General features: G+C 66.5%; 12 protein-coding genes and 1 riboswitch. Of the genes, 7 read left to right on the forward strand and 5 right to left on the reverse strand.

Annotated features, from left to right (window positions below; all coding sequences use genetic code 11):
• Positions 1-152, reverse strand: a 152-nt coding sequence (locus VGD93_RS05090) for a GcrA family cell cycle regulator (RefSeq protein WP_395009861.1), incomplete at its 3' end; no start/stop codon positions are given.
• 362 nt (positions 153-514) lie between these two features.
• On the opposite strand from VGD93_RS05090, the gene VGD93_RS05095 reads away from it, so the two are divergent.
• From VGD93_RS05095 to VGD93_RS05110, 4 genes are all read left to right on the forward strand, one after another.
• A complete protein-coding gene (locus VGD93_RS05095; RefSeq protein WP_395009840.1) occupies positions 515-1714 on the forward strand; it encodes an aspartate aminotransferase family protein in 1200 nt (399 codons plus the stop codon).
• A 26-nt stretch (positions 1715-1740) separates the two neighbouring features.
• Positions 1741-2679, forward strand: coding sequence for an ornithine carbamoyltransferase (argF, locus tag VGD93_RS05100; RefSeq protein ID WP_395009842.1), 939 nt, complete (start codon positions 1741-1743; stop codon positions 2677-2679).
• The gene (locus VGD93_RS05105; RefSeq protein WP_395009844.1) at positions 2679-3683 is read left to right on the forward strand and encodes an Hsp33 family molecular chaperone; all 1005 of its coding nucleotides are present in this window, start codon (positions 2679-2681) and stop codon (positions 3681-3683) included. Before argF ends, VGD93_RS05105 begins: the two co-directional genes overlap by 1 nt.
• A 102-nt stretch (positions 3684-3785) precedes the next feature.
• The gene (locus VGD93_RS05110; protein WP_395009846.1) at positions 3786-4190 is read left to right on the forward strand and encodes a hypothetical protein; all 405 of its coding nucleotides are present in this window, start codon (positions 3786-3788) and stop codon (positions 4188-4190) included.
• A 47-nt stretch (positions 4191-4237) separates the two neighbouring features.
• On the opposite strand, the gene metZ is transcribed toward VGD93_RS05110, so the two are convergent.
• Positions 4238-5443: an O-succinylhomoserine sulfhydrylase gene (gene metZ, locus VGD93_RS05115; RefSeq protein WP_395009848.1), complete on the reverse strand. Its 1206-nt coding sequence runs from the start codon at positions 5441-5443 to the stop codon at positions 4238-4240.
• Positions 5444-5480: 37 nt separating this feature from the next.
• A riboswitch (SAM riboswitch) is annotated at positions 5481-5559 on the reverse strand.
• A 135-nt stretch (positions 5560-5694) separates the two neighbouring features.
• On the opposite strand from metZ, the gene VGD93_RS05120 reads away from it, so the two are divergent.
• The 3 genes from VGD93_RS05120 (at position 5695) to VGD93_RS05130 (ending at position 9747) form a co-directional block, all read left to right on the forward strand.
• Entirely contained in the window at positions 5695-6804 is a 1110-nt protein-coding gene (locus tag VGD93_RS05120; RefSeq protein WP_395009850.1) for a 2'-deoxycytidine 5'-triphosphate deaminase, read from the forward strand.
• Between the two features lie 303 nt (positions 6805-7107).
• The gene (locus VGD93_RS05125) at positions 7108-8241 is read left to right on the forward strand and encodes a helix-turn-helix transcriptional regulator (protein WP_395009852.1); all 1134 of its coding nucleotides are present in this window, start codon (positions 7108-7110) and stop codon (positions 8239-8241) included.
• A 210-nt stretch (positions 8242-8451) separates the two neighbouring features.
• Positions 8452-9747 (forward strand): hypothetical protein, encoded by a 1296-nt coding sequence (locus VGD93_RS05130; protein ID WP_395009854.1) that lies wholly within the window; start codon positions 8452-8454, stop codon positions 9745-9747.
• Between the two features lie 194 nt (positions 9748-9941).
• Here VGD93_RS05130 and csgH read toward each other — a convergent pair whose 3' ends face one another.
• The 3 genes from csgH to VGD93_RS05145 form a co-directional block, all read right to left on the reverse strand.
• The gene (gene csgH, locus VGD93_RS05135; protein WP_395009856.1) at positions 9942-10241 is read right to left on the reverse strand and encodes a curli-like amyloid fiber formation chaperone CsgH; all 300 of its coding nucleotides are present in this window, start codon (positions 10239-10241) and stop codon (positions 9942-9944) included.
• Positions 10242-10419: 178 nt separating this feature from the next.
• Positions 10420-10845 carry a hypothetical protein gene (locus VGD93_RS05140; protein WP_395009858.1) on the reverse strand — a complete coding sequence of 142 codons (426 nt, stop codon included), beginning with the start codon at positions 10843-10845 and terminating at the stop codon, positions 10420-10422.
• A 16-nt stretch (positions 10846-10861) separates the two neighbouring features.
• Positions 10862-11330: hypothetical protein (locus tag VGD93_RS05145; RefSeq protein WP_395009859.1), on the reverse strand; the 469-nt coding region annotated here is incomplete at its 5' end.

Here is an 11330-nt window from a genome sequence, read left to right on the forward strand (position 1 = left end):
TTGGCGCGGCCGGACAGTCCGAGCCGGTGCACCTTGCCGATGACGGCGTTGCGCGTCACGCCTTCACCGAGCACGCCGGCTATCTGGCTGGCGCTGAGGCCCTCCATCCATAGCTTCTTGAGTAGCTCGACGCGCTCGTCAGTCCAGCCCATCAGTTTGTGCTCCTAACCGCCTTTAAGAGCAGACTCCCTCACCGCGCTGCCGCATGCGTGCAGGCAGCTGATACGCTACGCATCGTAGGTCGAAAGGGTCCGCCACACGAGATATCGTGTCCCAATGCCTTGATACTACACGTTGGCCGGAATCCTGATCAAGAGTCGAAGGCGAGTTTTCACGGGAAAACCGGGCTTGCCGCCGGTCCTCTCCGGAACCCGAGTCATATCAGGCACTTGGGGGTGCCACGTTGACTTTTAGGGGGCGCAAAGGCATATGAAACCTCTGCAACGCGCCGCCACAACGCAGCGCGTTTTTGGTTTTTGTGGGGCATTTGCAACACCCGTTCGAGGATACCATCATGTCTGCGCTATACGGCACGTACGCCCGGTCCGAACTCGCTTTCGAGCGGGGCGAGGGCGTGCGATTGTATGCGCAGGACGGCACCACCTATCTCGATTTCCACTCCGGGATCGCCGTCAACGCCCTTGGCCATGGCGATCCGCATCTGGTGTCCGCCCTCAAGGCGGCCGCCGAGAAGGTGTGGCACACCTCCAACGTGTTCACCATTCCCGAGCAGGAGCGGCTCGCCCGGCGGCTGGTGGAAGCGACCTTCGCGGATGCCGTGTTCTTTACCAACTCCGGCGCCGAGGCGCTCGAATGCGCCATCAAGACGGCGCGCCATCACTTCTTCGCCAAGGGCGAGCCTGAGCGCTACGAGATCATCGCCTTCACCGGTTCCTTCCATGGGCGGACGCTGGGCACCATCGCCGCCGGGGGCAACCCGCACTATCTCGAAGGTTTCGGCCCGCCGCTCGCCGGGTTCGCACACGTGGCGCCAGGAGACCTCGCCGCCGTCGAGGCGGCCGTCAACCCTGCCAGTTGTGCCGTCCTGATCGAGCCGGTGCAGGGCGAGGGCGGGGTGACCGCCATGCCGGCGGAGTTCATGCGCGGGCTGCGCGAACTGTGCGACCGCTACGGCCTGCTGCTGGTCCTCGACGAGGTGCAGTGCGGCTATGGCCGCACCGGCCGGTTCTTTGCCCATGAGTGGAGCGGCATCACCCCCGACATCATGGCCGTGGCCAAGGGGATCGGTGCCGGTTTCCCGCTCGGGGCTTGCCTCGCCACCGCCCGGGTGGCTGCCTCCATGGTGCCCGGCACGCACGGGTCGACCTATGGCGGCAACCCGCTCGCCTGCGCAGTCGGCAACGCCGTCCTCGACCGGGTGCTCGAGCCAGGTTTCCTCGAGCACGTCGACCGGATGGGCCAGCGCCTGGCCTGGCACCTGGCGCAGTTGGCGCAGCGCTTCCCTCAATACGTCCTGGAACAGCGCGGCAAGGGCCTGCTCGCCGGGATCAGGATCACGCCGCCGGTGCGCGATTTCGTCGCCCGGCTGCGCCGCGACCATCATTTGCTGTGCCAGGGGGCGGGCGACAACGTGCTGCGCCTCCTGCCGCCGCTGATCGTTACCGAGGCCGACATCGAGGAAGCCGTGGGCAAGCTCGCCGACGCCTTCACGGCGCTCGACCAAGAGGCCGCTTCGCTGGCCACCGGCGCGTGAGCGGCGCCCCACGAGGACCACAGCCGATGACTGCCCAGACCAGCGCCCAGCCCAGGCATTTCCTGAGCCTTCAGGATTTCTCCGCCGAGACCCTGCGCGGCATGCTCGACGTCGCTGCCGCGCTCAAGGCCCGCCTCCGGAACGGCGACCGCCCCCCCCTGCTCGAGGACAAGGTGCTGGCGATGATCTTCGAACGCGAGTCGACGCGCACTCGCGTCTCCTTCGACGTCGGCATGCGCCAGCTCGGGGGCCAGACGCTGATGCTGACCGGCCACGAGATGCAGCTGGCGCGCGAGGAAACGCTCGCCGACACGGCGCGCGTGATGTCGCGCTACGTCGATGCCATCATGATCCGCATCCTCGACAATGACGATCTGATCGAGCTCGCCAGCAACGCGTCGGTGCCGGTGATCAACGGGCTCACCCGGCGCAGCCATCCGTGCCAGGTGATGGCCGACATCATGACTTACGAGGAGCATCGCGGCCCGATCGGCAATGCCAAGGTCGCCTGGGTCGGCGACAGCAACAACGTGCTCGCCTCCTGGGTGCATGCCTCGCGGCTGTTCGGCAACCGCTTCGCCATCGCCTGCCCCGACGAGTTCGGACCCGACCAGGCGCTGCTGGCCGACATCCGTGCCGCCGGCACCCACGTGACGCTCGGCGACGACCCGCATGCGGCGGTCGCCGATGCCGATCTCGTGATCACCGATACCTGGGTGTCGATGGGCGACAGCGACGCCTCCGAGCGGCGCAAGTTCTTGAAACCCTACCGCGTCGACACCAATCTAATGGCTGCGGCCAAGAGCAGTGCCCTGTTCATGCACTGCCTGCCCGCCCACCGCGGCGACGAAGTCACCGACGAGGTCATAGACGGGCCGCAATCGGTTGTCTTTGATGAGGCCGAAAACCGCCTCCACATACAAAAGGCGATCCTGTGCTGGGTCTTCGGGATCGATAAGGTCTGATGCCTGAAACATTACTGAGCACCTATGGGCTCGATCGTCCGGAAAGCGGCGACGACGTCGTGGTGCCGTTCACCCTCGAAAACCTCGACGCCCGCGGCCGCATCGTCCGTCTGGGCGAGGCGCTCGACGCCATCCTCACCCGCCACAACTATCCCGCGCCGGTGGCGCGCCTGCTGGGCGAGGCGGTGGTGCTGGCGGCGCTGATCGGCTCCTCGCTGAAGTTTGACGGCCGTTTCATCCTGCAGACGCAGACCGACGGGCCGGTGAACCTGATCGTCGTCGATCTCGATGCCCCGGACGGGCTGCGCGGTTACGCCCGCTTCGATGCCGACGCGGTGAGCCGCGCCATCGCCAGCGGCGAGACCCGGCCCGGCCAGCTGCTCGGGCGCGGGCACCTCGCCATGACCGTCGACCAGGGCGTGCACATGGAGCGCTACCAGGGCATCGTCGCGCTCGAGGGCGGCAGCCTCGAGGACGTCGCCCACACCTATTTCCAGCAGTCCGAGCAGATTCCCACGCTGGTGCGGCTGGCCGTGGCCCAGATCACCCGCAGGGGCGACCGGCGCCCGACCTGGCGCGCGGGCGGGGTGCTGGTGCAGTATATTCCCCCGCACGGCCAATCGGCGATGCCCGACCTGCCCGGCGACGGCGATTTCACCAATCCTGCCACGGCAGACCGGGATTTCGTCGAGGACGACAAGTGGACCGTGGCCAAGGCCCATCTTGCCACTCTCGCCGACGACGAACTGGCCGACCCGGATCTGTCGGCCGAGCGCGTGCTGTTCCGGCTCTATCACGAAACCGGGGTCCGCGTGTTCGCCCCTGTCGGGCTGGAGGAGCGCTGCACCTGCTCGGCCGAGCGCATCGAGGCCATGCTGCGCGACAATTTTTCCTCCGAGGAGCGCGCCGAAATGGTCGTCGACGGCGAGATCGAAGTCGTCTGCGAGTTCTGCTCGGCGGACTATCATTTCAAGCCGCACGAATTCGAGGAAACCGAGCACTAACCAGCCCGCCGGCAAATTGGCCGGGTAATCCCCGCTCGAAACGCTGGGAGAACGGGTCGGGCAGGGCTAGACTATGCGCCGCATTACAGGAGGGGACTGACAATGCCGCGCATTTCGCAACTGTTTTTCAGAACTGCTGTCGTGTTTCTGCTGGTTGGCATCGCCGTGGGCCTGCAGATGTCGATTTCGGGCGTCCACAATGTTACCGGGGCGCATGCCCATATCAACCTGCTCGGTTGGGTGACCAGCGCCGTATTCGGCGGCTACTATGCTCTCAACCCGGCCAAGGCCGAGGGGCGGGTGCCGCTCATCCATTACGGCGTCTATACCGCCGGTGTCGCGGTGATGGTTGCCGGCCTCTATGTGCTGCTGCTCGGCAATACCGCCGCGGAGCCGATCGTCGCCGCCGCGTCGCTCGTGACGCTGCTCGGCGTCCTGGTCTTTGCCTATGTGGTGTTCATGCCGGCGCGTGCCGGTGCCGGCGCCAGGGCGATGCCGGCCGAGTAGCCGCCCGCCGGGCCGGGCGGGCCCGCTCGCCCCGCCCGCGCTTCGGCTCAGGCCTGGCTCAGCCCGTAATCGAGGTCGGCGATCAGGTCGTCCGTCGCCTCGAGCCCGATCGACAGCCGTAGCAGACCCGGCGTGATGCCGGATTGCAGGCGGGCGTCTTCGCTCAGCCGCTGGTGCGTGGTGGTGCGCGGGTGGGTGATGATCGACTTGGCGTCACCCAAATTGTTGGAGATCAGGAACACCGCCAGCGCGTCGGCCAGCCGGAACGCGGCGTCCTGTCCGCCCTTGACCTCGAACGCGAGCAGCGTCGAGCCGGCCCGCATCTGCCGCCGCGCCACCTCGTATTGCGGATGGGACTTGTGGTGCGGATAGACGACGCGCGCGACTTTGCCGTGGCCGGCAAGGAACTCGGCGATGCGGGCGGCGCTTTCGGTCATCCGCTGGACGCGCAACGGCAGCGTCTCGAGCCCCTTGAGCAGCACCCAGGCGTTGAAGGCGCTGAGCGTGGGGCCGGTCTGCCGGAGCAGGGTGTGGATATCCCCGGTGATCAATTCGGTGCTGCCCAGGATCACCCCGCCGAGGACGCGGCCCTGGCCATCGATATGCTTGGTCGCCGAATAGGTGACGAGATCGGCGCCCAGTTCGAGCGGCTTCTGCCAGATCGGGGTGGCGAAGACGTTGTCGACGATGAGCTTCGCGCCGCCGGCATGCGCGATTGCTGCCACCGCGGCGATATCGACCAGCTCCAGCGTCGGGTTGGTCGGCGTCTCGACGAAGACCACTTTCGTATTGGGCCGCATGGCGGCGGCAAAGTTGGCCGGGTCGCGTCCGTCGACCAGCGTCGAGGCGACCCCCCAGCGCGGCATGAACTCCTCGACCACGTAGCGGCATCCCCCGAACAGGGCGCGCGAGGCGACGATGTGATCGCCGCTCCTGAGCTGGCTCATGATGGCATTGGTCACCGCCGACATGCCCGAGGCAAAGGCGCGCGCCGCCTCGGCCTCTTCCAGCAGCGCCATGCGTTCCTCGAACACGTCGACGGTCGGATTGGCAAAGCGCGAATAATTGTGGCCGGCGATGTCGCCCTTGAACAGGCGCTCGGCGTGCGCCGAGTCCGGATAGGTGTAGCCCGAGCTCAGGTACAATGCCTCCGAAGTCTCGTGGTGCGGACTTCGCAGCACGCCGCCATGCACCAGCTGCGTTTCGGCTGCGCGCCGCCTGGGATCGCTGAGCGGGTTCTTGGACTTCGACATGTCAGACCTCGGAATGAAAAACACCGGCACGCAGGGCTGCGGCCGGTGGGGGGTCGTTTTAGCAATTTGTTTAGAGTGGCTGCAATCTGACCGGCCAAATCACCACTTGGTGCGCCCTCGGCCGCAGTGCCTTGTATTCGGCGGTGCGAGAGCCCGACCAGGTATTTGCGCCGGGGATATACGCCCCATCGCGACTTGGCGTCAATTGTACGGATTGCTAGGAGAGGCGGCGAGGCGCGAGGCGGGGTAGCATGGCGGACAGCGAGCATTGGGCGAAGGGCGTGTTCCCCGCCCGCTTCATCGAACGGCTGGCGCGCGCCGGGAGCATCGTCGCGCCGGCTTTCGATGCCGGCCAGGTGCAGCCGGCGAGCCTCGACCTGCGCCTTGGCGACGTCGCCTACCGCATCCGCGCCAGTTTCCTGCCGGGTCCCGATCATACGGTCGCCGACCGCATCGAGACCCTGCAGTTGCACGCGCTCGACCTGACCGCCGGCGCCGTGCTGGAGCGCGGCTGCGTCTACCTCGTGCCGCTGCAGGAGAGCCTGAGGCTCCCCCCCACGGTCAGCGCCGGGGCCAATCCCAAGTCCTCGACCGGCCGGCTTGACGTCTTCACCCGGGTGATCGGCGATCGCACCCGCGGCTTCGACACGCTGCCGGCGGGCTATGCCGGCCAGCTCTACCTCGAGATCAGCCCGCGCACCTTCCCGGTGCGTGTGCGCAAGGGCTCGCGGCTCAGCCAGATGCGCTTCCGCGTCGGCGACACGCGGCTGTCGGTCGCCGAGCACCGCGCCCTGCACGAGGCCGAGACCCTGGTCTTCGATCCGAACGAGGAGGTGGGCGACGGCGTCGCCCTCTCCATCGATCTCAAGGGCGAGGGGCGCAAGGGCCTCATCGGTTTCCGCTCCAAGCGCCACACCGCCGTCATCGACATGGACAAGAAGGACGCCCTCGACGTCCTCGATTTCTGGGAGCCGCTGGTCAACCGCGGCGATGACCAATTCATCCTCGATCCCGACGAGTTCTACATCCTCGTCAGCCGCGAGAGCGTGCACGTGCCGCCCGCCTATGCCGCGGAGATGGTGCCTTTCGATCCGCTGGTGGGGGAGTTCCGCGTCCACTATGCCGGCTTCTTCGACCCCGGCTTCGGCCATTCGGCAGCCGGCGGCAGCGGCAGCCGCGCCGTGCTCGAGGTCCGCAGCCGCGAGGTGCCGTTCCTGCTCGGGCACGGCCAGACCATCGGCAGGCTGATCTACGAGCGGCTCGCTGAGCCGCCCGACCGGCTCTATGGTGCCGGGCTCGGCTCCAACTACCAGGCCCAGAGCCTCAAGCTGAGCAAGCATTTCCGCCCGTTTACGCTGTAGCCCCGCCGTCATCCCAAGACCCGGACGGATCGGCCACACAAGAGCGGCGCAAGGGGCCGCACAGCTGCAGTCGCGCCGGCCCCGGGGCGGGTCAGCGGCGGAAGTTTGGCAGCATTACGTCCTGTGGGATATACTTAGTGACTGCCACAATAGTAAACATATTGCTAACGCAAAGAGTTACGTTGTAATTTGGAAATACGTGAATGAACGTGGCGTTGTTTGCCTGTGAAATTCCGGACGAAGACTGTGGCGCGGTGGATAAACGCGCGCCCCGGACGGCATAGGTGCAGGTAGGAGAGTGCCGTGGACTTCGCACAAAATAGCTTGACCAGCTGCATCTATGACATGGCGCTCGGCAAATCCAGCTGGGACCGGATCCTCGACGTCCTGAGCATGGTCTTCCCCGGCTGCCTCGTGACCGCTTCCGGCGACGACCTGGTCACGCGCTCCAACATCGTGTTCTCACAGCGCGGCCTCGCGCCGGCCGCCGTTGCCGCCTATGTGGGCACCTATGCGGCGCTCAATCCATGGCTCGACGGGCAGGGTGGCCTCGCCCCGCTGCAGATCTACCACGACGATCAGCTCGTGCCGCGCAGCGAGGCGCGGCAGACGCCCTTCTACCGGCGCTGGCTGCAGCCGCACGGCGATTTCGCCGCCGCGACGGGTGTCGTCGTGCTGCGCGAAGGCACGCGCCAGCTTGTGCTCGAGATCCGCTACCCGGAGGCCAAGGAACTGCAGTTGCGCGACAAGGCGGCTAGCGTCCTGCGGGAAGCTTCGTCGCATCTGGAGCGCGCCATCGAGCTGTCGAGCCGCTTCCGCATCAAGGGCGGGCGGAGCTATATCGAGAATGTCGTCGCGGAGCTGCCGTTCGCCGTGTTCTTCGTCGACCAGGACATGCGCATCCACTACGCCAACGAGCATGCCGAGACGCTCCGGCGCAGGGGCGGCCCGTTCACCAATTTCGACGGGACGCTGCGGGCCACGGACGAGCAGACCGACGGCCTGCTGCGCCAGCTGGTAGCGAAGACGGTTGCGTCCGCACGCACGCCGACCTCTGTGCTGCAGATCAGCAAGCAGAACGAGGCCGAACGCTACATCGCCATCGCCCGCCAGGCATCGCGCGGCGACCAGAGCGTCCAGCTGCACGACGCCATCCTCGACCCCGGGCCGCTGACCGTTCTGGTTGTGCACGGCAGCGTCGAAGCGGCGTCGCTGCCGGCGGACCTGCTGTGGCGCGCCTTCTCGCTCACCGAGTCGGAGGCGCGACTGGCCGAGGCGCTGGTCAACGGCTCGACCCTCGCCGATCTCGCCAAGGCCCGTGAGGTATCCAAGCAGACGCTGCGCAACCAGCTCGTCGGCGTCATGCGCAAGACCGGAACGCGCCGGCAGTCGGAGCTCGTCTCGCTGCTGACGCGGTTGTCGCTTACCTGCATGTAAGCAACATTACTTATGTGGCATGATGGTCACAGTCGTAGATTATTTGTGGCCAAGTTATGGCGCCGAGTCTGCTTCGTTCCAGTTTGTCGTCTTGAATCAAGACAGTGGCGTAAGCAACCCGGCAGACCGCCGATTGCATCAGGCGTCGACAACGCGGCGCGATTGCGGCAGATTCGAAACATTCAAATCGTGCTGCGAGTCAAACTTAAGATGCGACACAACAAAGTCTTCGGATTGCTCCTGCCCGGGCTGGTATTGTCGACAGTCGGCGGGGTCATGGCCCAGGACGCCACTGTTCCCGTCTACGCCCTGACCGGAACGGGCGGCGTCACCGCCTTCAATCTCCCCGCTTTTGACAGCGGCGTGCTCGGGCACAGCATCGACGATCCCTTGTTCGGCGGCATGCTCGGCGCCAATTTCACGGCCGGCATCGGCCAGGCCGGCGATCTCGACGTGTTGCTGAGTTTCGGCGTTTTCGGCGCCTTCGCCAGTGGCGCCACCGGCAGCTGGACGGACACGTTCGACGCCTCGGATTCGGGTGTGGTCGTCACCGGACTCAGTACGCCCGACGCTGGCAGCATCACACTGGACCCCGGCGGTCCAACCGACGTAACGGTCAACGGGGCCAACGGCGCCAACATAACCATGGGCGTCCTGGGCCCCGACAGCAACGTCGCAGCCGTCAGCCCCGACGCGCCGGGTTTCATCAATGGGTGGGGAACAGCGGGCGCTGGTGGTGAAGCGGCCTACGGTGCCATCGCCGACGAGTCTGGTGGCATCTTCGTAGGTGCCGGCGAGATCGACGGGCTCGCCATCACCACCGAGGTCAGCCGCTCGGTCTTTTATGGCGGTGCCGATCTGACCTTGGGGCTGGCGGGCAACAAGCACGGCGATACCGGCTTCGTGGTCTATGGCGGCCCGAGCTATCGCGGCCTGCGCCAGGACATGACCACGGCGATGACCATCGACGTCCCTGAGGTCGGAGCGAGCGTGCTGACGCATCCCGAGTTCGGCATCAGCGTCGACGACACGCTCACCAGCCACTATTTCGGCGGCGTGCTCGGCGGCAATGTCTCGTTCAACACCAGCCCCGGCATGCTGCTCACCCTTGGCGCCGAAGGCGGCCTCTACAACGTCCGCTCGAGCTGGGACGGGCGGGACACCTATTCGACGTGCTGCGGTGACGTCACCACGCCGCTGGCGACGACGTCGCCCGAACTCACGGTCATGGGGCCGCTGCTCGAGGATGACCTGGAAGACGCCGTCGCCTTTGCCCTGCGCGGCAATGCCGCCTTGAGCTGGGCGGTGGACGAGAGCCGCACCTTCACCTTGGGCGGCAATGTCGAATACCTCTCGCGCGTCGCGACCGTCAGCCATGACGACTTCGTGACGACCGGCAACAGTGACGACTGGACGAACGGGGACCCGGTCGCGGCGTCGACGACCTTCGGCTGGGGCGAGATGTGGAACTACGGCATCACAGCGTCGCTCACCGGCCACTTCTGAACGCTGGTCTCCACGCTTTGCCGGCCCGGCCATTGCCGGGCCGGTTTCATTTTGTCCGCCCGCCCTGCACCCGTTCGGAGCGCAGACGCGGCCGCCATCGGGCGATCGCCGGCAGCGGAATGCCAGACGGCAACGCGTAGCGGCTTCCGGGGCTCTTAGGGGAGGGGCATCTTGCCCCGCACTTCATGAGGGCGTCAGTGCAGCCACTCCGTTGCCGGCGCCAGGCGGCACTCGACTTCACCCTCGTCCCAGCAGACGACGAGATGTGCATCGTAGAACTGGTCCGGCTGCAGTCTCAGCAGCGTGTGGCCGAAATCCGTCGCCTGGTTGGCGCGCAGCTCGAGTTCGCCAACTTCGGCGAGCCTGGCCTCACCGGACTGGCTGCTCTGGGCGACGACGAAACAGTAGCGGATCCGCGTCGCCACCACGGACAGCACCCGGCCGACCAGTTGCACAGTTGAGTCCGCGTTTACCCTTACGATGCTGCAGTCCACCTCTGGGACTCCCCGCCCCCCGTCGCCAGTAAGCCTGGCGCGCGTGCCCGCCGCATTTCAAGCCGTGCCAGGCGCTTGCCCCCAGCTGTTTGGATGCACGCCGCCCCGATCGCCCGGGGCACCCGCGGCTCGCTAAAAGGCGGCCGGCGGCAGTGCCGCCGGCCGCGAGGGTGCCGGGTCAGTTGCTCTGGAACACGAAGGTAGCCGTATCCTCGCCGATGCTGCTGGTTCCGGCCCAGTGGCCGTCGCCGAGCTGGATGGTCGCCGAGAACTGGTCTTCGCCCTCCTGGTGGGTGAAGGCGGCGTTGCCGTCGCCCACCTGCACCGTGGCCGCGATCTGGTCGGTGCCTTCCTGCCCGGTATAGGCCCGGTTGTCGTCGCCCCGCTGATAGGTGAGGGCGAACTGGTGGCCGGCCTGCCAGGTCTCCTGGTGCGTCAGGGCCTTGTTCCGGTCGCCGCGCGTGATCTGGAAGGCACATTGCGTGCTCTGCGCCGACAGGAAGCACAGCTGGATCACCGGCCACAGCGGTCCGGCCTGGGCCTGGACGGGCGGAACGGCGAGCGCGAGCACGGCCGCCCCGACGACGATGAGACGTCCGCGCATGTCCCGCACTCCCGACTCAGCCCGGCCCGCCAAACACGACCAGCGTCTGGCTCTGCTCGATCTTCTGGAAGTTGTCGTCGCCGTCCTCGACGTCGTTCTTGCCCACCTGCATCTGCTGCACCTCGCAGCAGGCATTGCCGAACAGGGCCTGGTCCTGATCGATGATCTGCTTGTTGTCGTCCCCGTCCTCGATGTCGTTGGTGCCGAGCTGCACCTGCAGCGTCTGGCCTTCTCCGACGCCCCACACGAACGCCTTCTGGTCCTGCTTGATGATCTGGGTGTTGCCGTCGGCGCCGCCCCAGAACGGGAAACCGGGACCGCCATTGCCATTGAAGATGGAGTAGCCGTACTCCTCGTCGTCGACGCTGTTGGAGCCGCACTGGACCTGCGCCGCGTCCTTCACGTAGACACCTTGGATATAGCACTCCTTGACGGTCTTCCCCATGACCCAGAACGGGCCGGCAAAGGCAGGCGTCATGGTCGTG

Origin of the sequence: Devosia sp. (genome assembly GCF_036406155.1) — a bacterium.
In the GTDB taxonomy this organism is placed as follows: domain Bacteria; phylum Pseudomonadota; class Alphaproteobacteria; order Rhizobiales; family Devosiaceae; genus Devosia_A.

Excerpts from the sequence above, each read along its gene's own strand:
- metZ (WP_395009848.1), bottom strand. The coding sequence starts at position 5,443 with ATGTCGAAGTCCAAGAACCCGCTCAGCGATCCCAGGCGGCGCGCAGCC.
- VGD93_RS05095 (WP_395009840.1), top strand. The coding sequence starts at position 515 with ATGTCTGCGCTATACGGCACGTACGCCCGGTCCGAACTCGCTTTCGAG.
- VGD93_RS05105 (WP_395009844.1), top strand. The coding sequence starts at position 2,679 with ATGCCTGAAACATTACTGAGCACCTATGGGCTCGATCGTCCGGAAAGC.
- VGD93_RS05130 (WP_395009854.1), top strand. The coding sequence starts at position 8,452 with ATGCGACACAACAAAGTCTTCGGATTGCTCCTGCCCGGGCTGGTATTG.
- VGD93_RS05120 (WP_395009850.1), top strand. The coding sequence starts at position 5,695 with ATGGCGGACAGCGAGCATTGGGCGAAGGGCGTGTTCCCCGCCCGCTTC.
- VGD93_RS05140 (WP_395009858.1), bottom strand. The coding sequence starts at position 10,845 with ATGCGCGGACGTCTCATCGTCGTCGGGGCGGCCGTGCTCGCGCTCGCC.
- VGD93_RS05110 (WP_395009846.1), top strand. The coding sequence starts at position 3,786 with ATGCCGCGCATTTCGCAACTGTTTTTCAGAACTGCTGTCGTGTTTCTG.
- argF (WP_395009842.1), top strand. The coding sequence starts at position 1,741 with ATGACTGCCCAGACCAGCGCCCAGCCCAGGCATTTCCTGAGCCTTCAG.